General features: G+C 32.8%; 26 protein-coding genes, 2 tRNA genes and 1 riboswitch. Of the genes, 11 read left to right on the top strand and 17 right to left on the bottom strand.

The features are described 5' to 3' along the window. The first annotated feature begins 65 nt into the window (after positions 1–65). The 7 genes from XO08_RS05040 (at position 66) to XO08_RS05010 (ending at position 5512) form a co-directional block, all read left to right on the top strand. Positions 66–392 carry a DUF1292 domain-containing protein gene (locus XO08_RS05040; protein WP_075665941.1) on the top strand — a complete coding sequence of 109 codons (327 nt, stop codon included), beginning with the start codon at positions 66–68 and terminating at the stop codon, positions 390–392. 28 nt (positions 393–420) lie between these two features. Beyond that, positions 421–497 (top strand) — tRNA-Thr (locus XO08_RS05035). 62 nt (positions 498–559) lie between these two features. After that, positions 560–1459, top strand: a complete 900-nt coding sequence (locus tag XO08_RS05030; RefSeq protein ID WP_077287476.1) for an ABC transporter substrate-binding protein — start codon at positions 560–562, stop codon at positions 1457–1459. Then, the gene (locus XO08_RS05025; RefSeq protein WP_077287474.1) at positions 1456–2190 is read left to right on the top strand and encodes an ABC transporter permease; all 735 of its coding nucleotides are present in this window, start codon (positions 1456–1458) and stop codon (positions 2188–2190) included. Before XO08_RS05030 ends, XO08_RS05025 begins: the two co-directional genes overlap by 4 nt. Then, on the top strand, positions 2174–2839 hold the full coding sequence (locus tag XO08_RS05020; RefSeq protein WP_077287472.1) for an ABC transporter ATP-binding protein: 666 nt from the start codon (positions 2174–2176) through the stop codon (positions 2837–2839). Before XO08_RS05025 ends, XO08_RS05020 begins: the two co-directional genes overlap by 17 nt. Then, on the top strand, positions 2832–4163 hold the full coding sequence (locus XO08_RS05015) for an RtcB family protein (protein ID WP_075665937.1): 1332 nt from the start codon (positions 2832–2834) through the stop codon (positions 4161–4163). The genes XO08_RS05020 and XO08_RS05015 overlap by 8 nt, the downstream gene beginning before the upstream one ends. Further along, the gene (locus tag XO08_RS05010) at positions 4160–5512 is read left to right on the top strand and encodes an MFS transporter (protein WP_077287470.1); all 1353 of its coding nucleotides are present in this window, start codon (positions 4160–4162) and stop codon (positions 5510–5512) included. The genes XO08_RS05015 and XO08_RS05010 overlap by 4 nt, the downstream gene beginning before the upstream one ends. Before the next feature lie 2 nt (positions 5513–5514). On the opposite strand, the gene XO08_RS05005 is transcribed toward XO08_RS05010, so the two are convergent. Further along, complete coding sequence (locus XO08_RS05005; RefSeq protein WP_077287468.1) at positions 5515–6288, bottom strand: carboxylesterase; 774 nt, start codon at positions 6286–6288, stop codon at positions 5515–5517. Between the two features lie 95 nt (positions 6289–6383). On the opposite strand from XO08_RS05005, the gene folP reads away from it, so the two are divergent. From folP to glpX, 3 genes are all read left to right on the top strand, one after another. Beyond that, entirely contained in the window at positions 6384–7184 is an 801-nt protein-coding gene (folP, locus tag XO08_RS05000; protein ID WP_075665934.1) for a dihydropteroate synthase, read from the top strand. Beyond that, positions 7171–7863, top strand: a complete 693-nt coding sequence (locus tag XO08_RS04995; protein WP_077287466.1) for a pseudouridine synthase — start codon at positions 7171–7173, stop codon at positions 7861–7863. Before folP ends, XO08_RS04995 begins: the two co-directional genes overlap by 14 nt. A gap of 115 nt (positions 7864–7978) precedes the next feature. Beyond that, on the top strand, positions 7979–8995 hold the full coding sequence (gene glpX / locus XO08_RS04990) for a class II fructose-bisphosphatase (RefSeq protein ID WP_075665932.1): 1017 nt from the start codon (positions 7979–7981) through the stop codon (positions 8993–8995). A gap of 47 nt (positions 8996–9042) precedes the next feature. Here the strand turns inward: glpX and XO08_RS04985 are convergent, their stop codons facing one another. The 9 genes from XO08_RS04985 to XO08_RS04945 all read right to left on the bottom strand — a co-directional run bounded on the left by XO08_RS04985 (position 9043) and on the right by XO08_RS04945 (position 16589). Then, on the bottom strand, positions 9043–10716 hold the full coding sequence (locus XO08_RS04985) for a S8 family peptidase (protein ID WP_075665931.1): 1674 nt from the start codon (positions 10714–10716) through the stop codon (positions 9043–9045). A gap of 133 nt (positions 10717–10849) precedes the next feature. Continuing rightward, on the bottom strand, positions 10850–11350 hold the full coding sequence (locus XO08_RS04980; protein ID WP_077287465.1) for a cob(I)yrinic acid a,c-diamide adenosyltransferase: 501 nt from the start codon (positions 11348–11350) through the stop codon (positions 10850–10852). Continuing rightward, entirely contained in the window at positions 11316–12317 is a 1002-nt protein-coding gene (locus XO08_RS04975) for an aminotransferase class I/II-fold pyridoxal phosphate-dependent enzyme (RefSeq protein WP_077287463.1), read from the bottom strand. Before XO08_RS04975 ends, XO08_RS04980 begins: the two co-directional genes overlap by 35 nt. Next, positions 12266–13102 (bottom strand): adenosylcobinamide-phosphate synthase CbiB, encoded by an 837-nt coding sequence (gene cbiB, locus XO08_RS04970; RefSeq protein ID WP_077287461.1) that lies wholly within the window; start codon positions 13100–13102, stop codon positions 12266–12268. The genes XO08_RS04975 and cbiB overlap by 52 nt, the downstream gene beginning before the upstream one ends. Further along, positions 13086–14465, bottom strand: coding sequence for a cobyric acid synthase (locus tag XO08_RS04965; RefSeq protein ID WP_232218229.1), 1380 nt, complete (start codon positions 14463–14465; stop codon positions 13086–13088). The genes cbiB and XO08_RS04965 overlap by 17 nt, the downstream gene beginning before the upstream one ends. An 8-nt stretch (positions 14466–14473) precedes the next feature. Further along, positions 14474–15166, bottom strand: a complete 693-nt coding sequence (locus XO08_RS04960; protein WP_075665926.1) for an adenosylcobinamide-GDP ribazoletransferase — start codon at positions 15164–15166, stop codon at positions 14474–14476. Continuing rightward, positions 15156–15773 (bottom strand): cobamide remodeling phosphodiesterase CbiR, encoded by a 618-nt coding sequence (cbiR, locus tag XO08_RS04955; RefSeq protein WP_075665925.1) that lies wholly within the window; start codon positions 15771–15773, stop codon positions 15156–15158. Before cbiR ends, XO08_RS04960 begins: the two co-directional genes overlap by 11 nt. After that, complete coding sequence (locus XO08_RS04950; RefSeq protein WP_077287459.1) at positions 15770–16267, bottom strand: bifunctional adenosylcobinamide kinase/adenosylcobinamide-phosphate guanylyltransferase; 498 nt, start codon at positions 16265–16267, stop codon at positions 15770–15772. The genes cbiR and XO08_RS04950 overlap by 4 nt, the downstream gene beginning before the upstream one ends. 53 nt (positions 16268–16320) lie before the next feature. Beyond that, a riboswitch (cobalamin riboswitch) is annotated at positions 16321–16486 on the bottom strand. Between the two features lie 26 nt (positions 16487–16512). Next, positions 16513–16589: transfer RNA gene (locus tag XO08_RS04945), tRNA-Pro, on the bottom strand. Positions 16590–16663: 74 nt separating this feature from the next. Here XO08_RS04945 and XO08_RS04940 point away from each other — a divergent pair. Continuing rightward, entirely contained in the window at positions 16664–18139 is a 1476-nt protein-coding gene (locus tag XO08_RS04940; RefSeq protein ID WP_077287457.1) for a GGDEF domain-containing protein, read from the top strand. A gap of 11 nt (positions 18140–18150) precedes the next feature. Here the strand turns inward: XO08_RS04940 and XO08_RS04935 are convergent, their stop codons facing one another. The 7 genes from XO08_RS04935 to pheT all read right to left on the bottom strand — a co-directional run bounded on the left by XO08_RS04935 (position 18151) and on the right by pheT (position 26182). Next, positions 18151–18870 carry an isoamylase gene (locus tag XO08_RS04935; protein ID WP_077287455.1) on the bottom strand — a complete coding sequence of 240 codons (720 nt, stop codon included), beginning with the start codon at positions 18868–18870 and terminating at the stop codon, positions 18151–18153. Between the two features lie 66 nt (positions 18871–18936). Beyond that, positions 18937–19257 carry a sodium:proton antiporter gene (locus tag XO08_RS04930; protein WP_075665921.1) on the bottom strand — a complete coding sequence of 107 codons (321 nt, stop codon included), beginning with the start codon at positions 19255–19257 and terminating at the stop codon, positions 18937–18939. Further along, a complete protein-coding gene (locus XO08_RS04925; protein WP_233120230.1) occupies positions 19251–20474 on the bottom strand; it encodes a proton-conducting transporter membrane subunit in 1224 nt (407 codons plus the stop codon). Before XO08_RS04925 ends, XO08_RS04930 begins: the two co-directional genes overlap by 7 nt. 74 nt (positions 20475–20548) lie before the next feature. Then, positions 20549–21733: a 6-phosphofructokinase gene (locus XO08_RS04920; RefSeq protein WP_077287453.1), complete on the bottom strand. Its 1185-nt coding sequence runs from the start codon at positions 21731–21733 to the stop codon at positions 20549–20551. Between the two features lie 67 nt (positions 21734–21800). Continuing rightward, the gene (locus XO08_RS04915; protein WP_077287451.1) at positions 21801–22940 is read right to left on the bottom strand and encodes an iron-containing alcohol dehydrogenase; all 1140 of its coding nucleotides are present in this window, start codon (positions 22938–22940) and stop codon (positions 21801–21803) included. Between the two features lie 4 nt (positions 22941–22944). After that, positions 22945–23844 (bottom strand): GTPase Era, encoded by a 900-nt coding sequence (gene era / locus XO08_RS04910; protein WP_077287449.1) that lies wholly within the window; start codon positions 23842–23844, stop codon positions 22945–22947. A gap of 1 nt (position 23845) precedes the next feature. After that, a complete protein-coding gene (gene pheT / locus XO08_RS04905; protein ID WP_077287447.1) occupies positions 23846–26182 on the bottom strand; it encodes a phenylalanine--tRNA ligase subunit beta in 2337 nt (778 codons plus the stop codon).

The raw sequence follows: 26182 nt of genomic DNA, 5'->3' as shown, positions 1-26182 counted from the left end.
TATACAAAAATGGCAAATATGGTATACTTGTCTTAGTTAATCTTATAAAGGGAGAGTTGAAAGTTATGCACGATCATAATCATGAACATGAACATGAACACCTCGAGGCTTTTACGTTATTTGACGAAGAAGGAAAAGAACACAACTTTGTATTGTTAGGAGAACTTGAAAGGGAAAATAATCAATATTGGGTATGTGAAGAAATATTCGTTGAAGGGGAAGAAATAACAGATTTTGGAGAACTATACATATTCAAAAAATCTACGGATGAAGAAGGAAATATTTTTCTTGATACAATCGAAGATGAAAACGAATTTAACGAAGTTGCGAAGATGTGGGAAGATTTAGGAGACTTTGAAATCCTTGATGAAGACGAAAATATTGACAACTAAAACCTAATTTGTTAAAATATTCCTGGTTGCAGGCGTAGCTTCAAGAGGTGGAGCGCCTCCTTGGTAAGGAGGAGGGTGTGGGTTCGAGTCCCACCGCCTGCTCCAGAGAGGGACCTCATAGGAGGTCCCTTTTTGTTGTGGTATAATTTATATTGGAGGTGATAAATATGAAAAAATTAATTGTTTTTCTATTATTACTTGCTGTTCTCCAATTTCCACTTACACTGTTAAATCCGTTTGGTCCAACTATATTTCCAGTTGCACCAATATTAAATAAAAACGTAACTGGGAATGTAGACTTAACGGTTGAATTTTGGAAAAATCTAGATGACGTTATTGCAAAGGTTGCCACAAAGTACGCAAAATTTGTCGTATTACCCATTACCACTGCGGCAAACCTTTATACCAAAGGTATAGACATAAAACTAGTTGGGGTACACGAATGGAAGGTATTTTACCTTGTATCAAACACAGATTTTAAAGGTCTAAAATCTCTAAAAGGAAAAACAGTGTACTCTGCTCACGGAAGAGGACAAACTGTAGATGTGCTTTTGAGGTATCTCTTAACAAAAGAAGGACTTATTCCCGACAAAGATGTAAAATTTGCATATGCTCCACCACAAGAAATCGTTGCACTATTTAACTCTGGAAAAATAAGCTTTGCTGCTCTTCCTGAACCTTTTGTCACAATGTGTCTGTCAAAAGGAAAGATTGTTTTAGATTTTCAAGAAAAATGGAATAAAATATCGAATTCAAAACTTGGTATTCCAATTGCAGGACTTTTCGTAATAGGTGATATTTCAAAGTACAAAAATACCATACTTGAAGTGGAAAAAATATTCAAAGAAAGTGTTTCATACGCAAATACTCATGTAGATGAAAGTCTTGAAATTACAAGCAAGTATTTACCAATTCCAAAACCCATTCTCAAAAAATCACTTGAAAGAACACAATTTAAATACGTGTCTGATTGCAAAGATGAAGTCTCAAAATTTCTCGAAACGATGCATAACCTTTATAAAGAGGGGATACCGAAAATTCCAGACGAAGGATTTTATCTAAAATGAAATTTGCATATGGACTTGTTTTGTTCTTGATTATTTGGTATTTTTTAGCCTTGGTTATAAACTCATCTTTAATACTCCCTACTCCATTGGAAGTAGGGAGGATTTTTATTACACTTATATTTTCTAAAAGCATTTGGAATTCCATATATTATACACTATTAAAAGGATTTATTGCACTTTTTTTTACATTATTATTGGGTTTTATATTCGGTTTTGTAATGGGGATATGTGAAAAATGCTTTGAGTTACTAAGACCTATATTTACAATATCTCAATCTGTACCAATAATATCTTGGTTAGTGCTTGTAATATTTATATGGGGAATTGGTATTACAGGACCAATAATCATCACCGTGTTATCCCTCATACCTAACGTTACTTTTTCAGTTGCACACGGTGTGAGAAACACAGATAAAAAATTATTGGAAATGGCTCAAATATATAATGTCTCAAAGAAAAAAATTATAAAAGATATATACTTTGGCTCCGTTATTCCATTTTTATTAAGCGCACTTGAAGTAGTTTCTGGTAACTTATGGAAGGTTATAATAGTTTCAGAATACCTTGCTGGAAAAGAAGGAATAGGTGTACAAATATCATGGGCAAGACAATATGTAAACATTCCAAAAGTTTATGCTCTGACTATAATAGCCGTGATACTTGGAATATCAACCGAAAGAGCTATTAAATTCCTAACTAAAAAGGTGATATTATATGATATTAAAGATTGAAAACCTAAATAAAAGTTTTGGAAGTCTAAAAGTTTTAGAAAACATCGAATTTAAAATTAAAAGAGGAGAAAAAATCACCTTTTTAGGTCCTTCGGGATGTGGTAAAACCACACTACTAAGGATTATAGCAGGTCTTGAAAAATACAGTGGAAAAGTAAAAAAAAGCTTTAAAAAAATAGGATACATATTTCAAGAACCGAGGTTAATTCCCTGGAAAACGGTATATGAAAATCTTAAATTTGTGGGAAAAGATGACCGAAAGATAAAGGAAGTTCTAATTTCACTTGATTTATTTCAATTCAAAGATTACTACCCGGCAAAGTTAAGTGGTGGAATGAATCAAAGAATAAATCTTGCACGCGCACTAATTGTAGAACCAGAAATTCTACTCTTAGATGAACCTTTTTCTTCGCTTGATATACATATAAAGTGGAAGTTGATAAATGATATTAACGCACAAATAAAAAATAGAAAGATAACCACTATACTTGTAACCCACGACATAAAAGAGGCTATTTCACTTTCAGATAGAATTTTAATCTTATCAAACAGACCGGCAAAGATAATAAAAGAATTCATTACAAACGAAATTAATGAATTTTTTTTGGAAAAAGAAGTAATAAAACTTTGGGGTGATAAATATGTATAGGATAAAAAAGAGCGGAAAGATGAAAGTCGATGCCTTTGTACTTACAGATAGTTTAAATGACATATCTGAAGCTATTGAACAACTCAAAAATGTTGCATCTTTACCAAGTATAGTGAAAGCTGCATATGCAATGCCCGACATACATTGGGGATATGGATTTCCAATTGGTGGTGTTGCGGCATTTTCAGAAATTATAAGCCCCGGAGGTGTGGGGTTTGATATAAATTGTGGCGTTAGACTATTAAAAAGTGAAGTTACATACAAGGAAATTTCAAAACACATACAAAAAGTTTTAGAAAAGATATACAAATTAGTACCCGTAGGACTTGGTTCAACTTCAAAAAAATTTGAAAAAAAACTCTTTAAAAAAATAATAGAAAATGGCACAAAAGCAGTTATCGAACTAGGTTTTGGTTATGAAGAAGACTTAAATTTTATAGAAAACAACGGCACATTATTACCCGCAAATATGTTAGACGTATCAGACACTGCCTACAAAAGAGGCAAAGAAGAGTTAGGTACTTTAGGCGCTGGAAATCATTTTATCGAAATTCAAAAAGTAGAAGAAATATACGATAAAAAAATAGCAAATGTATTAGGACTTTTTGAAGGACAAATCACTGTAATGATCCATACGGGAAGTAGGGGATTTGGTCATCAAGTTGCAACGGATTACATTAAACTAATGAGAAATTTAAATATCGATCTTCCAGATAAACAACTTGTCTATGCTCAATTTAAAAGTGAAATTGGTCAAAAGTATTATTCTGCAATGAACTGTGCCGCAAATTTTGCATTCTCAAACAGACAAATAATCACACATCTTGTTCGAAAGGCTTTTTCTGATATTTCAAAACTATATCTGGTATATGATGTAGTACACAATATAGCAAAAGTTGAAATTCACGATGGTCAAAAAGTTATAGTCCATAGAAAGGGAGCAACTAGGGCTCTTGGCCCTGGTCAAAAAGAACTACCTGAAAAATACAAAGACATAGGTCAACCAGTTATAATCCCTGGTGATATGGGAACCTCCTCGTATATCTTAGTAGGAACAAACGAAAACTTTGCATTTTCTTCTACTGCACATGGAGCAGGAAGAATTCTTGGCAGAAGACAAGCCTTAAAAAAATTAAAACTAAACGATATACTTTCAAATCTTGAAAGAAAGGGTATAATATTAAAAAGTAAATCCAAAAGAACTATAATAGAAGAAGCACCAAATGCTTACAAAGATATAGATAAAGTAGTGGAAATAGTGGACAAATTAAGACTTTCCAAAAAAGTAGCCAAATTAGTACCTTTGGGGGTTATAAAAGGTTGAATAAAAACGAAAAATTTTTAATTTTAGAAGGTATATTTTCAAACTTTTATTTTTTACTTACCCAAGGTGTTGTATTTACAGCACTTGCTTTGTATTTCAAATTTAACGAAATTCTACTTGGGATTACAGCTGCTTTTCCCATGGTCTTCCAACTACTACAAATAGTAACGCCATATATAATAGAAAAATTTAAATACAGAAAAAAATTACTTGCAGTCTTCAACTCCTTTAAATTTTTATGGATTGTTGTACTAATCTCCGTATTAACAAATAGCAAATCCCCTTTAATATTAATAACAATTTTTGCAATTTCTCAAGCTTTTACATCCCTTGCGGGAAACACGTGGTCTTCGCTTGTTTCAGATATAATCCCATCAAATAAAAGGGGGAAATATTTTGGTATTAGAAGTGTTTTAATATCTTTTTCTACACTTATAATATTTTACGTTTTTTCATACATAATAGACAACGTATCTGCTCCTTTTAATTTTGTATACGTTATTTTAATTACTCTAATAGGAAATCTACTTGCACTTTTATCCTTAATTCCCGTAAATGACCCCCCTGTAAAAAGTTTGGGAACTTTAAGTGAAATAAAAGAAGTTTTTAAAGAAAAAAACTTTATGAAACTTTCTTTTGCAAACATGTACTGGAATTTTATCCTTTTACTAACCGCTCCCTTTTTCTCATACCACCAATTAAAAAATCTAAAAATATCCATGACTTACATAAGTTATGCAACCATTGCAATGACTCTAATTTCCATGATTTTTTACTTTGTTTGGGGAAAGATAAGTGATAAATACGGGAATAAAACCGTTATGATTTTAGGACTTTCGTTTGTCTCTATTACTCCTATTATCTGGATATTAATGAACGAACAACATTGGCCTTTTGCAATGACCCTTGATGCAATAATATCAGGTGTTGGATGGGCAGCTATAAATATATCACTGTTAATTTTGCCAATGGAAACGGCAAAAAGAATGTCCCCCATGTATTTTGCCGTTTTTGGTTTTTTTGGGGGACTTGGTGGACTTATTGGTTCTATACTTGGCGGATACTTTGCCTCAATATTTAATCAATACAATTTTTACATAAATAATTATCACATATTTGGCATTCAAATATACTTTGTTATAGAAGGAATACTAAGAATGATGGCTATATTTATATTTGCAGCTATAAGAACACAAAAATATGTTTCACCTACTATATTTATGTTTAACGTACTCAACATAATAGCAAGAAGACCTACTCAAAGAATATACGAAAATGCAAAGATAGAGACTGCATTTATACTTAAAAAATTAAAAATAGAAAAGAAACGTATAAACAGATGGTGGTAACACTACTCTTTTAACCAGTTTATTATCGTTTTCGCAACCTTTTCCTTTTCAATATCATTCGTCATCACATGACCTGATTCTTTAAATACTTCCAATTTTCTCCGTTCTGATGAAACGTTTTTGTAAATATAATGAGCTGCCTTTAAAGGTACTACTTGATCTTTTTCCGATGCCAGTATAAGTATATCCGATTTTATAAATTTCAATCTTTTCCTTGCTATTTTCATCAATTTATACAAGTGTTTTGCTTGAAGTGGCCAATTATACGACCAGTACTCCTTAGACAAATATTTCAAATCCTCGTTATCATACTTTTCACCGTACCCTTCTTTCTTAACTTTTTTTGCAAAGAGTGAAATTATAGGTGTTAAAGCTATTCTTTTTTCCGTGGTAAAAATAGCACCTGCAATAGAAATAACTTTTCTTGGATTAACTATACTTGCTAAAACTAAAGTTAACACTCCTCCCATGGAAAGTCCTGCTACATACACATCTTTACACAAACCAGCTAAATCAAAGTAACTGTCTAAAGACCTTCTAAGCCAATCTCTCCAATTACTTTCTAAAAAGTCTAAAGAAGATGTACCATGTCCAGGAAGACGTGGCACCATAACAGTATAACCTTCCTCATTCAAACTCTTTGCAAGATACGTCATATCATGTGGGCTTCCTGTAAATCCATGTATTAACAAAATACCTTTTTCGTTGTTCCCTTTCAAAAATATCGGTTGTGAAATTTTAACTGTTTTAATATCACCAAGATCAAATAAACTCATATAACCCCCTCCTTCTTTATCATATTATAACCCAAAATAATTCTTTACCAATTAATATTTTTCTATATAATTAAATTAGAAAAGGAGGGGATAAAATGAATTTTAATGATACCAAAATCATGGGAATAATCAATGTAACACCAGATTCTTTTTACCCAAAAAGTCGGATAAACAAGGATAAACTACTAGAAACAGTGGATAATATGATCAAAAATGGGGCAAAAATAATCGATGTAGGTGGTGAAAGCACAAGACCCGGTGCAGAAGAAGTATCCGAAGAAGAAGAACTAAATAGAGTTGTTCCAGCTATCGAACTTATAAAGAGAAATTTTGATATAGTTGTTTCAGTTGACACCTACAAATCAAAAGTTGCAGAAGAGAGTCTTAAGGTTGGTGCCGACATAGTAAACGATATAAGTGCACTTAGATTTGACGAAAACATGGCTAGTGTTGTAAAAAAATATAACTGTCCAGTAATACTAATGCACATGAAAGGTACTCCCAAAAATATGCAGAAAAATCCATATTACAAAGATACCATAAAAGAAATTTACTCTTTTTTTGAAGAAAGAATAAAATTCGCCCAAAAACGTGGTATACAAAAAATTATAATTGATCCAGGTATTGGCTTTGGCAAAAGACTTATAGACAATCTTCTAATTTTAAAACATCTAGATGAATTTAAAAAACTTGGCTTTCCTTTGTTAATCGGTGCAAGTAGAAAATCCATGATAGGAATGATTCTTGATCTTCCGGTTGAAGAACGCTTAGAAGGTACTCTTGCAATCACGGCATATTGTGCACTAAAAGGTGTTGAGATAATAAGAGTCCACGATGTGAAAGAAAATTATAGAGTACTAAAAGTAATTGAGGCGATTAAAAATGCGTCTAGATAAATTTTTGGCAAATGCAAAAGTTGGTTCTAGAAAAGACGTAAAAAAAATTATTAAAGCAGGAATAGTTTCCGTAAATGGAATAATAATCAAAAATCCAGAATTTAAGGTAAATTACAACGATATAATAAAAGTAAATGACCAAACAATAACTCCATACCACAAAGTTTATATAATATTTAACAAACCATCTGGATATACTTCAAGTAAATCCGAATACGAAAGAAACGTATTCGAATTTATCACACATCCTTACGTTGAAAATCTTCATATTGCAGGAAGACTTGATAAAGATGTAGAAGGATTACTATTAATAACAAATGATGGTGAATTTACACACAAAGTAATTTCACCAAAATATAACGTAGAAAAAGAATACCTTGTGGAAATCAATGGTATACTTACAGTTGAAATGATAAAAAAGGCGAAAAAAGGTATCACCTTGAAAAACGGCAGATCTTTTAAACCTGCAATAATTAAAGAGATAGATAACAATTTAATATCTATAATAATTACAGAGGGTAAATATCATGAAGTAAAATTAATACTAAAATCTTTAGGTCTTTTTTACAAAAAAATAGAACGAATAAGAATAGGAAGTCTAAATCTATATGATTTTAACTTAAAAAAAGGTGATTGGATCGAAATAGATTACAAAACAGCTATGAAAGCTCTTGAATAATGGTTATAAAAAAAAATTTGAAAAAAACATAATTAACCATATGTATACAATATTTTACTTTTCATTTACGCAATGCTATAATTATCCTGTAAATAAAACACGTGGGGGTGTAAAAATGTCGGGACTTTCCAAGGAAATAACACTGGAGTTGGTAAGGGTAACAGAAGCAGCCGCACTAATGTCTAGCAGGTACTTAGGTAGAGGAAATAAAGAAATGGTGGACAAAATGGCTAGTGATGCAATGAGAGGAATGTTAGATTACATAGATATGCAAGGTGTCGTGGTTATTGGCGAAGGAGAAAAAGACAAGGCACCCATGTTATACATAGGAGAGCAAGTGGGAAATTGGGAAGAGAATACACCAGAGCTCGATATAGCTGTTGATCCTGTCGATGGAACAAGGTTAGTTGCATACGGACTTCCAAACGCAATAAGTGTTATGGCTGCAACAGATAGGGGAGCAATTGAATACCTGCCAACGTTTTACTCTTACAAACTTGCCGTCGGGCCAGAACTTGCAGGAAAGTTAGATATAAACGCATCTATACGTGAAAATTTAAGGGTTGCTGCGGCTATTTTAAACATAGATATTTCCGAACTTACAGTTGTAATATTAAACAGAGATAGACATAGAGAAATAATTGAAGAAGTAAGAAAAGTAGGAGCTAGAATAAAACTAATAAGCGACGGAGATATCGCAGCGGCTATTGCAACTGCACTCCCAGAAAGTTATGTGGATATATATATTGGAATAGGAGGATCACCTGAAGCCATTCTAGCGGCGGCTGCATTAAAGTCCTTGGGTGGAGAAATTCAAATAAAACTTTGGCCAATAGACGAAAAAGAAAGAAATGAATTAACAGAAAAAGGCTATGACCTTGACAAAGTGTATAAAACAGATGATTTAATAAAAAGTGATAATGTAATATTTGCGGCAACAGGCGTAACAGATGGCGATCTTTTAAGAGGGGTTAAATATTCAAAAAATGTAGCAATAACAGAATCAATAGTAATGCGCTCTAAAACAAAGACATTGAGAAAGATAATTTCTCACCACAATTTGAAATACAAAACAATTCCTCTAAAAAGTGAAGGCGAAGTAAGATTTATAAACGGTAAAAAACCAAAATAATTATCATTAAATCAAAAATCCCCCGGATATACCGGGGGTTTCATCTTTTATTGTTCTACGGACATTTGTAGATCTATCCTGTACGATCTATTACTGTAGAATGTATATGTACCTTTATATCCAAAGTAATCTCCTGTATCTATTGTTCCGTTGTTGTTGTAATCTCTCCATGCACATACATATGAATAATATCCTGGTGTTACAGAATTTAATGTATATTGACCATTTGAAACACTTCCCATTTCACTTACCACATAATATCGTCCAGACCAAAAATCATACCTCAACACAAAAACTTTTGTTTCAATATTAGATGGTTGAGGATTCGGATTTGGCGCACTTTCCCCTCCATTGTAATTTATTGCAGCATATGCATCTACCAAACCTGCACCATAGTAATCATCCTCACCAGTTGGTCCTAAATCCTTTGCCGTATTTTTTAATGCTGATCTTATTTCCTCTGGTGTGGTCTTTCCTGAAGCGTATAACAATGCTGCAACACCTGCAACATGTGGGGCAGCCATTGATGTTCCCTGCAAGAACATATACGTATCCCCGTTGTTTGGTGTCCAAGTTGTACTTAACACTCCGTCTGCATATCCATCACCGTTTTGATCTACACTTGTATCTCCACCCGGTGCTGCAACATCAACTTCTGGACCGTAATTTGAATATGGTGCCCTTTGAAGATCATATCTAACTGCACTTACCGCTATTGTCTCTGGGTATTTTGCCGGATATGATACTGGGCCATTTTCATTACCCGCCGCACAAATAATTGTAACTCCTTTATTGTACGCATACTGAATTGCATCTTTCAAAATTTGAGAATCTCCTCCTCCACCAAGGCTCATATTGATTATCTTTGCACCGTGATCTGCTGCATATCTTACACCTTGTGCAACTGCATCAAGAGTTCCAGAACCATCTGCCCCCAATACCCTTATGGGCATTATCTTAATTCCATATCCTCCCCAATTGACGCCTGCTACACCTTTTCCATTATTACTCAAAGCGGCAATTGTACCAGTAACATGTGTACCATGACTTACATCTTGTGCAGGATCCGTTGGATCAGAGTCATTATCCACAAAATCATACCCTTGTACAAATATACCTTGCAAATCTGGATGTGTAAAACTTACACCTGTATCCACAACTGCAACAATCACATTTGCGCTCTTTATAACATCCCAAGTCTTTGGAAGATTAATCGCATCATAATGCCACTGATAACTGTAATACGTATCATTTGGAACGGCGTATGCTCTATAAATATAATTGGGCTCTACATATTTTACACCGGAAATTTTCTTTAACGCTTCTGCCTGCATTTTATCTGCTTTTATCACCAAAATATGACCTTGTTTTCCATTTTCTCTAACATCATAAGTTCTTTCTACAGAAATCCCCATTTTGGATAAAATACTCAGGCTACCTTCTGTATAAACCACATACTCTCCTTCAACATACTCCACACCTTTTGATTTTAAAAGTTTGTCACTAACCAAAAAATTAGGTGCATAGGTACCATCTGGAAGCTTTACAGTACCGTAAACAGTTGCATATCCTGTAGCTTTTGCTGATACCTTGCTAATATCTTCCAATCTCTTTCCCTGCAAATAACTAAATGGATCAGGTATACTTTTCCCCACAGAATTCATACAACCAAAAAATAAAAATCCAACCAAAGCTAACAATACCCATAAAACTTTTTTCATCTAAAAATACCCCCCTTTAAAAAGTTGACGTGTAAAATAATATCATAAAAATTTGAATAATAAAAAATGTAAATTATTTTATAAACCAACATATACTCGCTATTTTCTTGCATTTTAATGGAAATATTTCCAATTAAAATTCTATTCCTTTTCTTGCTTTTATACCTTTTTTGTAATAATGTTTTATCTCGCGCATTTCCGTTACAAGGTCTGCTATATCAATAAACTCCTTTGGTGCATACCTACCAGTCAACACTATTTCTACATCTTTTATTTCTTTTAAAAATTTTAAAACCTCATCTACACTAATTAAATTGTAATAAATGGCAATATTTATTTCATCTAATATTACCACGTCATATTCATTTACTATTTCTTTTATCCTTTTAAATCCATTTTGTGCTGCATCTATATCTTCTTTTGTTGGCTTATTAAAAATAAAACAATTTCTTCCAAATTGTTCCACCGTTATGTTTGGAATATACTCTGGTACCTTTAATTCACTATATTCCATCCCCTTTACAAATTGACCTACAAAAACCCTTTTTCCGGCACATGCCGCCCTAAGTGCAAGTCCAAAAGCAGCAGTTGTCTTTCCCTTACCATCTCCCGTATAAACGTGAATCATAAACATCCCTCCATTTCTTTAAAGTATTTAAAAGCGCTTTATTATCTTCCTTATTTCTTATTCCAATACGTACCAAATTTAATCCAAAGTTTCTTGCATCTCTAACGTAAACTTTATTTTCAAGTGAAAAATCTAAAAATTTTTCTACACTTTTCACATCAATCAAAAAATAATTTGCATCTGATTTAACGTATATAAAATCTTCAAAAAGTTTTTTTTGAGCAACTATAAACTCATGTGTTTTTAAAGTAAAATCCTTCAAACCTTTTAAATTATCCAACAATTTTTCCAAAAAGGTATATCCCATTCCACCTACTCCCCACTCCATTCTATACCTTTTGAAAACATTCTCGAATTTTTTAGAAATCACATATCCTACCCTAATACCTGGTATTCCAAAAAACTTTGTAAAAGTCCTTATTCTTACAACATTTTCATAATCTATATCCACGCATTTTCCAACAAAATCAATAAATGCTTCATCGATAATAAAAATCACATCTTCATTTAATTTAATCAATTCATGCAGATCTTGATAAATACCTGTAGGATTGTTTGGGTTCCCTAAAAACACCGCAACTTTTTTGTTTTTTCTTTTTCCACATTTTATACTTTTCTCCAAAATATTTAAATCAAACTTCTTTTTTACAAAATACCAAGGACTATCTATATATTTTGATGAAAATTTTGCAACTTTAAAATAATCTAGATAGTTTGGACGTGGTATTATTACATACGCATCATTCAAAATATGATATCCAACTATGTGAAATGCTTCAGTTGCACCAGCAACAATAACTCCATTAAAATGTTTATAAAACTTTTCTTCAATCCATTGTATATATGTATATCTAAAAAGGTTTTCAAACGGAAGTTTTTCTATCCAACTTAACCTCAAAGGATTAACAGAAATTGAAAAATCTAATATATCTTTTTCTTTAATACCTCCATGACCATTATTAAAATTATCCATACAAATACCACCTTTTTATACAACTTTAATCCTCTATCTATATCTTCTCTCTCCACTTTTTTTCCTTCAAGTTTGTAAGTTCCCACCTTTTCAAATCCCAAATTTAACACACCAGCAAAAGCCGCCATGGGATACATTGCATTTATTTTTATTTTTCTGTATTTTTTTAGATATAAAATAGATTTAAAATTAAATGGAACAATAAGTATGGCTGTTAATCTTGCTGGTATAAAGTTCAAGATATCATCGCATCTTGCAGCAAATTTTCCAAACCATTCGTATCTTTTTGTTCTATATCCAAAAAGTGCATCATACGTATTAACTACCCTATAAATCAGCGCACCACAAACACCAAAGAGCAAATAATAAAATAACGGTGCTATTATGCTATCTGAAATATTTTCAGAAAGACTTTCAAGTGCCGCAGAGTACAGCTGATTTTTGTTAAGCATTGAAACATCTCTACTGACAATAAAAGATACGTGTCTTTTTAGAACCTTCTCATCGTCTGTTTTACACCGTTCCACATGTCTATACAAAGCCTTTATAGAAAAAGTCGACGAAAGAAAATATATACCAAAAAATTCACTAACTTTCATAGTTAATCTACAAACAAAAAACCAAAAAAATAGCTCTAATAATAAAGAAAACATTCCCCAAAAAAATCTAAAATTTTTCATCTTTTCTATTCTTTTTCCTAAAAACCCCATGTAAATAACTGGATGAATAATACTTGGAAACTCACCTAAAACTAAATCCACCAACAAACTAAAGACCAATAACATTTTCTATCTCCTTTATGTCTATCTGCCCTATTATGTAATCACTTACCCTATCTATTTCTTCTTCAAGCGTAAACAATGACAAATCTTTTGTATTATACCCTCTATTTTTTCTAATGTAATTTAAAAACTTTTTCAAAAATTCTTTATTTTTAAACAAATTATGTGTATAGCCTCCAAATATCCTTCCCTTAATAGCTCCATCTAATTTTCCGTTATCGTATAACAAAAAAGGACTCTCATGCGATATTGTTCTTCCATGGTGAATTTCAAAACCTTCTACATCCGTATTAAAAAGCATTTCCTTTGCAACTATATTCCTCAAAATTTTTGTCTCTAAGAAAATTGTTTTTAAGTTTAAGTATCCCAATCCCTCATAGCATTTACCATTGTATACAATCTTTTTTCCCAACATCTGATATCCACCACATATTCCAAGTAAAAAGGCTCCATTTAAAAGTGCTCCATTTATTTGATCTTTCCTTTGTTTTACCCATTCTAAATCAAAGATAGTTGACTTTGTTCCGGGAATTATAACTAAATCCACATCTTCACGAATGTTTTCAACAAATTTTGCATTTGTATTTAAAAATAAAGGTTCAAATTCAAAAGAATTTGAAATATGAGGAAGTTTTAAAATATCCACTTTTAAATCACCAATTCCCTCTTTTTCAAAAAACAGGTCTTCTTCAGGAAGATAGTGTTTAAAGTATTCCACTGTTCCAAAATATTTTAAATTAAACCTTTCACCAAATTTTTTGGGAGAGTCTCCAAGAACAGATTTATCCCCTCTAAACTTGTTAAAAATAAAGCCCTTAACAATGCTTTTTTCAAACTTACCAAATAACACCATAGCACCTGCTATCTGTGCAAACGCCCCACCCATTTCAATATTAGATATCAAAATCACCGGTGCATTTACCGCCTTTGCAATCGCCATATTTGAAATATCCTTTATATTTATTTCAGCTGCACTTCCAGAACCTTCAATTATTACCAACTCATGTTTTTCCAACAACTTGTACAATGCTTTTAATGCTTGATCTAAAATCCATTCTTTATCTGAATACATATACTTTTTACTTTCCACATTTTTTATTGGCTTTCCATTTACTACTAATTGAACACCCTCTACATCTGGCTTTAAAAGTATGGGATTCATTAATACACTAGGCTTTTTATTACAAGCAACTGCTTGGACATATTGAGCAACTGCCATCTCTCCTTCTTCTTTACTTACCACACTGTTTAAGGATATATTTTGTGCCTTAAACGGCACTACATCTAAACCTTTTTTTGTAAAATATCTACATAAAGCTGTGGAAATAATAGACTTTCCAACGTTTGAAGCAGTCCCCTGGATCATTAATACCACTATATCACCCCCAAAATCACTAAGAGTAACTCACTTGTTATAATACAAGTTGCCCCCAAAACATCCCCTGTAATACCACCTATCTTTTTTTTAGATATAATGCTCATAAAATAGGAAAATAAAAAAGTAATAAAAAACGACACGACAAAGTATTTTACGATAAACAATAAAGGCATTAAAAACACGGTTGAATAAATTAAATTTTTCCTTTCAAATGGATAAAATATAGCACCAAGTCCTTTTTCTTTGGCAGGTTTTGAAAAAGCCATCAACGAAACCATAGCATACCTTCCAAACACCGAAGAGTAAAAAAAGAAAGTTGGTGAAAGTGTAAAATACAGATTCCAAAATATAACAATATACAATGCCCCAAAAAACACGGCAAAAGCCCCAACGTCTCCTTTAGACATTATTTCAAGTCGTTTCTCCTTATTTGATTGATTCAAAAAGCCATCTATTGTATCCAAAAATCCATCAAAATGAAAGAGATCAAAAAAATAATATCCCAAAATTAAGAAAATTATTTTAACAAAAAAATTTTCAAAATAACCCCCTAAGAAAAAAATAATCCCGGGAATATATCCCACAAGTGGGAAATACCCGGGAATGTTTTTCATCCTTCTTCCAGAATATCTAACTTTAATTGGAATCCTAGATATAAACGCCAACGAAAGTAAAAAATCATAAATCAAAACTATCCCTCCAAAGAGTTAGTGAATGCAAAAAATCTCTTAAGTCAAATACTTCAAAACACACATACTCTAAATTTGGTGAATATTTCAACTTTTTCCTTATTACTTCCAAAGTATCTTTGTCCAATTTAAGATGGTCTTTCCCATTTGAAACACCCATGACATGGTATTCTATTGAATTTTTTAAAAAATTCTCCGTAACCTTTGTCCCAAGCAAATGATGTCCTATGTCAAAAACTGTCCTATCGTGTAAAAAAATATCTTCTTTCAAATTTTCAACTAATATCTTCTCAGATTTTTTTAAAAACACCTCTATACCATCTAACGGATGTACGATGTAATTTGAAATTTCCAATCTACTATTTTCAAAAAAACAAAAGGCTTTTTCAACGTTAAAAATACAATCTGTTGGTAAGTGAACGTTATACTCCAGATTAAATTCTTCTGCTATTTCCTTTAAATCTTCTATTTCGTTCAAAAAAATATTCTTTGTATTTGTATCCCAGCTAAACACCAAAAACTCCACAAAATCCACCTTATCTGCTATAACTTTTACATTTTCAAGATAAGTGCCTGGAAAAAGCCAAGAAGTAGTTCCTAACTTCACTTTAATTCCACCCCTATCCCCGATACCATCAAATAGACTTTTTGTGCTATTTTTGCAATATCTTTATTTAAAAGTCCTAGTCTTTCTACATATTCTCTTACTTGTTTGTTTTCTGGAATTATTCCCCACCCCACCTCATTCGTTACACAAACCAATGTATAATCAACTTTTTTAATACTTTTTAAAAATTTTTCTAAATAATTTTCTATATCTTTCTTGTAATAGTAAAGATTTCCAAGATACGTGGTAATACAATCCAAAATAGCAAATTCATATTTTCCATTTAAACCTTCAATTACTTTATCTACTTCAACAGGTTCTTCAAAGGTGTCAAAACCTTTTCTTTCACTTTTATGACGGTTTATCCTATTTCTCATCTCCTCATCAAAAGGAACCCCTGTTGCAATAAATGCTTTTTTCTTGTAACGTCTTGAGAGGTCAAGCGCAAAACTACTTTTTCCAGACTTAACCCCACCAGTTACTAAAATAACCACCCTTTATCCCCCCAAAATAAAACAAATTTTTCCCACATTGCCCTAGCAATGGGGAAATATCATTTACTACAGGTAGGTCTCCCGGCTCCCGGATCATCCTACTTTCTGCGCCTTCCCAGGTTTTACCCAGTGGCACTTGCAGATTTCGTCCCCGGTTACGGTTGCTGGGCAGCTTCGGATTTTCACCGAATTCCCTTAACCTGCAGTATTGAATATTTAAAAAATGGCCGGTAAAACCGGCCAACTGGTCGGGGTGACTGGACTTGAACCAGCGACCTCTTGCGCCCCATGCAAGCGCGCTAGCCAACTGCGCTACACCCCGTTATTCTACCTTATATTATATTACATCTAAAAAAATGTGTCAAATTATGCTAAAATACTTTTGGAGGGATTTAAATGATAAAATTTTATTTAAAGTACTTTCTATATACTCTTCTTATCTTTTTAACCTTGTTTTACATATTTTATTCTCTTGGCAATCCAAAAGGCATTGAAATTTCTAGAATAAATAATACAACTTTACCAAAAGTTATTATACTAAAGGCCTTTAAAACTATATCCTTTCAAATACCCGTACCTAAAAATTCAAAATACGTATTTTTTCCATTCATAGAAGGTTCTTCTTTTTCCATTAAAAACAACAATTTTCCAATATTTACATTTGGTCTTGGAAAATCTGGACGTACGTGGTATACTCCATTTTTGATACCTATACCAAAGGGTGTAGATGTTCTTACTTTGGAAATTTCAGGAGTTTATTCAATAGGTCTTGGAAAGTTCTTTTTTATAAACGAATCAGAAATATGGAAATATTCTATTTTGAAGTTCCTAACCGACAACTTTTTAAATATTTCAATTGGTCTTATTTCAACATTGGGTTTTCTTTTGTATTTACTTTCGAAAAACACCGGAATAACTAGACAAAAAGCGTATAAATATTTTGCGTTTTCTAGTTTTTTGGCAATTATATGGTTATTGGATGTTATTAGCTTCGAACACTTTTTTTATTCACTTAGGAAATTATTTATCTCCTGTGCTTATCTCTCATTTACATTTTTAATGCGCGGGATCGATTTATATAATTTTTCAACAATACAAAAAAATACAAAAAGATTCTCCTACTTAAATATTCTGGCAAGTATATTACCACTCTTTACAGTCACACCCCAACAATTAAAAACTCTTACGATTTTCATATCCCCTATATTAATACTCAATGGTATATTTATCTTGTACAAAATTGTAAAGTCATACGTCTCGCAAAACGTAACGTTCGCAAGCCTTTTTGCAATAACAATTATATTTGACAGTATAGTACTTTTCTTTAATCTTCCGTTCAGAATGCTTTCACCATTTGGAATTATATCGTTATTTTTAAGCTTTGCCTCAAGTATTATACTAGAATACAAAGAAAAGATTCACGAATTAAATGTAATATATGCAAGAAGCCTGATTGATCCCCTAACAGGGGCATGTAATAGGGGTTTTTTAGGAAATATAAAACTAGAAAAAAACGATATATTGATATTTATAGATCTCAACAAATTTAAATATATAAATGATACATATGGGCATGACAAAGGGGATGAAATACTAAAAAAACTTTCAAGTATAATTAAAAGCAACTTAAAATCTTCGGATATATTTGTACGTATGGGGGGAGATGAATTTTTAATTATCTTAAAAAATTCCACAAAAAAAGAAGCAGAAAAACTCATCAAAAAAATTCACAATGAATTTAACAAATCCTCGGAACTTTCACCAACTTTTTCATGGGGAATAACAAATATTGAAGGTTCCCTTAAACAATCAATAAGAACCGCAGATGATCTCATGTATAAAATGAAAGGTGAAAAAAAAGCCTCTCAATAGAGAGGCTTTTTTCATTTTAATCCAACCGTTAATTTTCCATCTTTTTTATAAACCTGGAAAAATCCATTTTTCCCACCAAATCCGTCATCTACAAAGGCAGGTGCATTGGGATCAGTAACCCAATTTGTACCATTTACCACAAATTTATACTGATAATCTCCCTCACTTAATTCTAAAACGGCTTCCCAAACACCATCGTCAACTTCATAACATTCGGTCTCTTCTGCATTCCAATTATTAAAATTACCCGCTATCGTTACATAATCTGCATCTTTATACTCAAAACGTATCACTACATATCCTTCATCATCTACAAACATCTTTTTTGGGTCAAAATTCTTGTTTACCTCTTTTTTATTCTCTTTCTTTTCCTCGCCTTTTAAAACCACTAATCTTCCATCCTTTTCAACTAAAGTAAAAATACCATTTTTCCCTCCAAATCCATCATCTACATATCCCGGTGCTTCTGGGTCTTCCTTCCAATTCTTTCCATCAATTACATATTTATACTGATACGTACCGGGCTCTAATTTTAAAGAAATCTTCCATACACCCTCCTCTTTTTCCATTGCAATGGAACTTGAAGACCAATTATTAAAAGTTCCTGCAAGGTATACAACTTTTGCATCTACCGCCTCTTTAAAAGTAAATACAACCTTATCATCTTTAACTAAAACTGCTGAAAAATTCAAAACGGAAAAAATCAAAAGAATACATATAAATTTTTTCATAAATCCTACCTCCTTTGGAAATAATTCCACTTTAAATTATACACAAAAAGTAACGTGTTATCCACATTACTCTTTTTCAATTTCATTTAAATCCTTTTTTCTTTTCTTCTCCACAACAATCATGGTAATTGAAAGAAGCAGTGAAATTGTGGCAAACCCAATAACTATAGATGTTATTATAACCGCTTGTGGAAATGGATCTACGTAATTTCCACTTCCCTTTAAAGGAGGAGCATTTCCAATTTTTGACGCAATAACTACAAACAAGAAAACAATTCCCGTATTTAACACATCAAGCGCTATTATTTTTGAAATTATATGCTTTTTGAACAAAAGACCATAAATTGATAAAAATATGATCAAAAATGGTGCTATAAAATCTACCATAACCTTCCTCCAAGCAAAGTAAAAAATGAAATTGAAAATACCATAAACGTTAAAATGGATTCAGTGGTAATGGAAAAATCAAAATAAATCCTTAAAAAATACCCAAATATCAACCCTAAAACTACAAATAGAGATGAAATAACGTTAAAATATGGATAAATCAAAAAAATCGAAAATAAAAACAAAAGTATATGCCTTTTTGAGAATACAACCCTTAGCTTTAAAACTTTCCCCGCATAAACAGCGCTAAGAAAACTTACAATATATTTAAAATATTTAAAATTTTCCACAAAAAGTTTTGATTTAACATATCCTAAAGCGGTAAATGAAAAACCAGAGATAGATAATAAAGAAATTAATAAAGCCAAAAACAAGAAAACGGGAACTTCCCTTTTTTCGGATAAATCTCTTTTAACATACCTTGTACTCAAAAACAAAATACTCTTTGATATACCATGATAAAGCACATAAACAGGTGTAAAAAGAGGATTTAGAATCATTATTCCCAGCTGAGACATTGAACTGTAAGCAAGAACTTTTTTAAAATCTTTTGAAATAATGGCAAAAAACACTCCGTAAAAAAAAGCCAATATTCCAAATAAAAAAAGGTCATCTAAGCCTATTCTCAAAAGTGGAAATAATACCGATTGTGTATACACGCTTGAAAGCATTGCGGAAATTTCAGGCTCTGAATTTGAATGTACTTCTGGAAGCCAAAGCCCAAATAGAAAAAAACCACCCTTTGCAAGAAGTGAAAATTTCATCAAGTACCCGGAAAGTCCATCTACATTTGAAATATCAAAACTTCCAGTTGAATAATAGTGCATCCCTATTCCTATTAAATAAAAACTCATCGCAAGTGAACTTGCAAAGATGTATTTAATAGCCGTTATCTTTTGCTCAAATTTTTCACTTGAAAGAATAAGTAATGTAATTAACAAAGTTGAAGTTTCAAGTATAACGTATATGTTAAACAAGTCATTTGAGATAAAGAGTAAATTTAAAATTGTATGCAAGAGCGAAAAGAAAAAATACACATGCTCATTGCCATTTTGGTAGAGAAAATAAGACACAATAATACTACAAGAGATATTGGTAAGCAAAAAATAAAATGAATTTGAATCAAAAATTAAATGTACTCCCCCATACCCAGAAAGTACAATATCAAATCTTTCAAAAAGTAGGGAAATAGAAGAAATAGGTATCAAAAAAGGCAAAAATTTTGCCTTTTTCAATAAATACAAAAAAAATGAAAAAATGACCTGAAAAATCGAAAAAACTACAAAAAAGATTACTCTTCTACCTCCTTAAAAATGGTATAAACTGGCAGGCCATCCTTAAATTTTGGGAACAATTCACCTTCAATTAATGGTTTTGCATATTCTATGTACTTTTCCGTCACTTCAAAATCCGTGTGAAAGTCGTCGGGAAGATATTTTGTTACCTCTGCAACTTTATTTAATTCCACTGTACCATATTCCACTTTATACGGTGAATTACTCACCCTGTTTATTGTAACCATAACCCCGGATACTCCATCAAGCGCAAGTTTTACAGCTTGTCTTCCAACTGCTTCTGCTTCACCTACATCGGTTTTACTTGCAATATGTCTACCACTTCTTTGTAGATAATCTGGTATTGCAACATGCGTCTTAAGTGAAAGTTCTGACCTTATCATCCCTGCAATTGTAAACCCCACACCACCTAATTGTCTATTACCAAAACTATCTGTATAACCCATATCCGCTACAAAAAAACCATCTGGATACTTAATTCCCTCTGAAACGGCTATTGAACAATATCCTTTTCTTCTAATACTCTCATCTACCCTCTCCAAAAACTTTTCCTTGTTAAATGGCACTTCAGGAAATAATATTAAATCTGCACCTATACCGTTTAACCACCCAAGCCCTGCCGCAGCAGAAAGCCACCCTGCGTGTCTACCCATAATTTCCATCACAAATACCCTAGTTGAATCCACATACATACTCCTCAAATCAAGTGTAGCTTCCATAATGGCAGTAGCTATATACTTTGCCGCAGAACCATATCCTGGGCAATGATCCGTATGCGGTAAATCATTGTCTACTGTTTTTGGCACACCAATGACCTTTAATGGTATATTTCTCTTTTTTGCCTCCGTATACAACTTCCATGCAGTGTCCATTGAATCATTACCACCGTTATAAAAGAAATATTCTATTTCATACTTTTCAAATATTTCAAAGAGTTTATTTATATCTTCTTGTGTTTTTAACTTTCTTCTACATGACCCAAAAGCCGCAGAAGGTGTGTATTTTAACCCTTCTATATCCTTTCCATTAATTTTTAATAGATTTTCTCTTAAAACACCTGATATACCGTGTATTCCCACATATACTTCAAGCCCTGCTTTTTGTGCCTCGTCCAATACCCCATATGCGGACGCGTTGATTACACTTGTTACCCCTCCTGATTGTGCGTATAAGACCCTCATCGTATACCCCCTCTAAAAATTGCTAACATAATTATATCATATAAAAAAGTCCCAGCGTGTGCTGGAACTAGAATGCAATTTCCAATATCTTCCTTACATCTTCCTTTACCAATTTTTTTAACCTTCCCATAGGTGTCATCTTTGATGCTATATCCACCAACTTATCTATATCTTCTCTTTCAAATCCTAACTCTCTCAAGGTAGTGGGAGCACCAATTTTTTTGTACCATCCCTTAAGTGCGCTAATACCGTCTTCTCTTCCAAATATCTCCATTCCAAACCTCACCAGTTTATCCGAAATCAAATCCTTAACGTAAGTAAGCCATGCGGGAAAGACCACTGCAAGACCTGCACCATGTGCAACTTCTGGATTAAGTGCACTTAAAGCGTGCTCTATAGCATGTGATGACCAATCTCCACCACTATGTCCCATACCAGATATACCATTTAGTGCTAAAGTAGTCGAAAGTGCAAAATTAGCACGCGCTTCATAGTCTTTTGGATTTTCAAGTAAAATTTCAGTAGTTTCAACTAATGTTTTTATAATCCCTTCATCTACTCTATCTATCAACTGTGTGTTTTTCGTACCATCAAAGTAGTATTCCATAACATGACTTATAGCATCTACTGCGCCATTTACCGTTTGATTAGGTGGAAGTGTGTATTGTACCTCTGGATCAACTATTGATACCTTTGGATAAACATGTATAGAACTAAATGAAAATTTTTCAAGTGTTTCTTCGTTAGTTACAACACTATTCCCGTTCATTTCAGTTCCTGTAGCAGAAAGGGTGAGTATTGTATACAACGGGATTGCTTCTTTTACCCTGGTCTTTCCAGAGTAAAAATCCCATACATCTCCATCATAATTTACACCGGCTGCAACTGCCTTTGCACTATCAATCACACTACCTCCACCAACTGCAAGAATGGCATCTACCTTTTCCCTTCTTGCCACCTCTAATGCTTCTTTTACCTTGGACAATACAGGATTAGGTCTAACTCCCCAAACTTCTACTTTTTCGATAGAACTTTCAAATAAAGCCCTTGCAACTTTTTCATATACTCCATTTTTCTTTATAGATCCTCCTCCCGCTAAAAACAACACCTTTTTTATTTTATCTTTCTTTAAATACTCACCTATTTTTTCAACAGTATTTTTTCCAAAAACAAGTTTTGTCGGATTATAAAACACAAAATTGTTCATGCACTCACCCCCTTAAATCATCTTTCATTCCTATCTCGTTCAAGATAATAAAATCTTTATCTCTCCATTTTTCTTTTACTTTCACATGCAAATCAAGAAATACCTTATTCCCCACTAAATACTCTATCTCTTGCCGTGCATTTTGCCCTATTTTCTTTATCATATTCCCCTTGTTTCCTATGATAATTCCCTTTTGACTTTTCCTATCAACATAAATATTCGCCCTGATGTACAAAACCCCATTTTCCCTTTCCTTAATTTCTTCGACAATAACCGCAACAGAATGTGGTACTTCTTCGTACGTCAAATGAAAAATTTTTTCTCTAACAATCTCGGAAACCATAAATGAAAGGGGCCTATCCGTTATCATATCCTCTGGGTAATATTGAGGCCCTTCTGGTAGATTATCCACTATTAAATCTAAAAGTTCTTTTATTCCCTCACCTGTGACAGCGGAAGTCTTTATAATAGAAATACAATTTTTTAATCCATCTTCCATCTTTTTTTTCAACGATTTTATCCTTTCACCATCTACAAGATCTATCTTATTTATAACCCCAATAGTCTTTGTATTAGACTGATTTACATAATCAAAAACAAATTCTTCTGGCTTTCTTATTCCCTGTTTAGCATCAACAACGGTTAAAACAAGGTCAACACCTTTAAGTGCACTTACTGCAGCCTTAACCATGTATTCACCCAATCTGTACAAAGGTTTGTGGATACCAGGTGTATCCACAAATATTACTTGATAATCACTTGTTGTATGGATCACATTTATCCTATTTCTCGTAGTCTGTGGCTTGTCTGAAACTATGAGTACTTTTTTACCCACAACGGCGTTTACAATAGAAGATTTACCTACATTAGGCTTTCCAGCAAGTGCAACAAATCCCGATCTCATTTCATACCTCCTCAAATCTCAATTTTAAAGGATATTTATAAACCAAATCTCTTTTAAGTTTATCCCAAATTTTGTTCACTTCTTCTTCCTTCAAAGTTCTATCCTTTGCTCTAAACACACAATACACCGTAACACTTTTATATCCTTCTTCAACACCTTTTCCTTTATAAATATCCGAAATACCAACCTCTTCAACGTATTTGTACTTAAAGAAACTGTCCAATATATTCCCAAGCATAAAGCTATCCGGCACCAAGAGTGATACATCTCTTCTCACTGAAGGAAATTGTACACTTTCTTTGTACGCAGGAACCTCCACGTACTTTTCGTATATAAAATCAATTGAAAGTTCAAACGCATACACTTCGTCTTTCACGTCAAAGCGTTGATTTATAAAATCTGGATCAAACATTCCAATTATTCCAACATCTTTATCATCTACAACAACTCTTGCACACCTTGTTGGTACAAATCCCTCAATTTCACACGGTACAAAGCTTGCAGAAACATTAAATTCGTCCAACACGTTCTCAAGCATACCTTTAAACGTATAGAAATCAACTCTTCGTTGGTCTGTGTAATCTCTTTTATTGAGCCTTCCCGTAACAACTGCAGCCACCTTTTCTATGTCCCTTGGTCTCCCATTTTCCTCTATATATACCCTACCCACTTCAAACAATTTCACATCTTTGTTTTGTCTTTTGTAGTTATACGAAAGTGATTCAAGAAGTCCGTTGAGCAAAGAAGGTCGCATAACACTCAACTCTTCGTTAATTGGGTTTGATATCTGCACCTTGTATCCCGTTATACTCCAATCATCAGAAACAAACGAAAGGTTCATGGCTTCTAAAAAACCTTCTGCCTTCAACGTTTCTTTTAACATATACCTGAGTTCTTGTATTTTATTCCTTGAGGCACTATTTACAGTCACCTTAAATGGTTCACCTTCGATATTTTCCATACCATATATTCTGGAAATTTCCTCAACAAGGTCTATAGGGCGTGTAACATCAAAATACCTAAACGTAGGTACAAACACCGTATTATCTTTGACTTCAAAACCCAATCTGTTTAATATCTTTATTTGCTTTTCTTTTGGTATATCTACACCTATTACTTTTTTGGTCATAGAAAAGTCAAAATTGATATTCGTTCTTTCAATTTTTCTCCTTACCACGTCTTTTATCTTTGAAGGTATTCCACCTGATAACTCTAAAATAAGCTCTGTTAACCTATTTATCACATCTATTGCATCGTTTGGATCAACTCCCCTTTCAAAACGATATGAAGAATCTGTCATAATTGCATGTACTTTTGAGGTTTTTCTCACTCTTACAGGATCAAACATAGCAACTTCAAGCAAAATATCCGTTGTATCATCTTTAACTCCTGATTCTTCTCCGCCCATAACTCCACCAAGCGCCAAAATTCTTTCCCCATTTGTTATAAGTACCTCTCCACCTTTAAGTTTGTACTTTTTTCCATCGAGTAGTAATATTTCTTCATCTCCCTTTGCATCTTTAACCACTATCTTAGAAGTATTTCTCAAATCAAATGCGTGAATTGGATGTCCCGTTTCAATCATTACATAATTTGTAATATCCACAATATTATTTATTGGTCTAAGTCCGGATGCAATTAATCTTTTTTGTAGCCACAGAGGACTCTCTTTTACTTTTATACCTCTTATTACTCTAGCTGTGTACCTAAAACATCCTTCACTCTCAATGGAAATTTCAACGGGACATTCTTCCTCTCCATCAAAAACCTTTGTATTTAGGTTCAAATCCACATCGTATATAGCGGATAATTCCCTTGCAATTCCCTTTACACTAAGACAATCTGGCCTATTTGGAGTAATCTCTATATCAAGTACCCTATCGTTAAGCCCAAAATATTCAATAACATCGGTACCAACAGGTACTTCATCTTTAAACTTATACACTCCACTTGAATTTTCTTCAAGACCTAATTCTTGAAGGGAACACATCATGCCTTCAGACATAATTCCACGCATTTTCCTAGGTTTTATTGTAATTTCACCAAGCTTTGCCCCCTCAAGTGCAACTGGAACAATACTTCCTTTTGAAACTGTTAAATCACCAGTAACAATAGTTTTCACCTCTGTTCCCACATCAACTTTACACACAATCAACCTATCTGCATTAGGGTGATTTTCTACATCGATAACTTTCCCCACAACAACTTTTCCACTTACATCAAAAGGAATTATCACTTCTTCAACATTAGTACCCGTTAAACTCAACCTTTCAGCAACTTCTTCTGGAGATTTATCTATTTTTACAAAATCCTTTAACCATTCAAAAGAAAGTTTCAA

The sequence above is a fragment of the Thermosipho sp. 1074 genome, assembly GCF_001999655.1.
GTDB classification, from domain to species: domain Bacteria; phylum Thermotogota; class Thermotogae; order Thermotogales; family Fervidobacteriaceae; genus Thermosipho; species Thermosipho affectus.
Note: the sequence above shows the minus strand (reverse complement) of the source record. Positions and strands in the feature narration are given on the sequence as shown.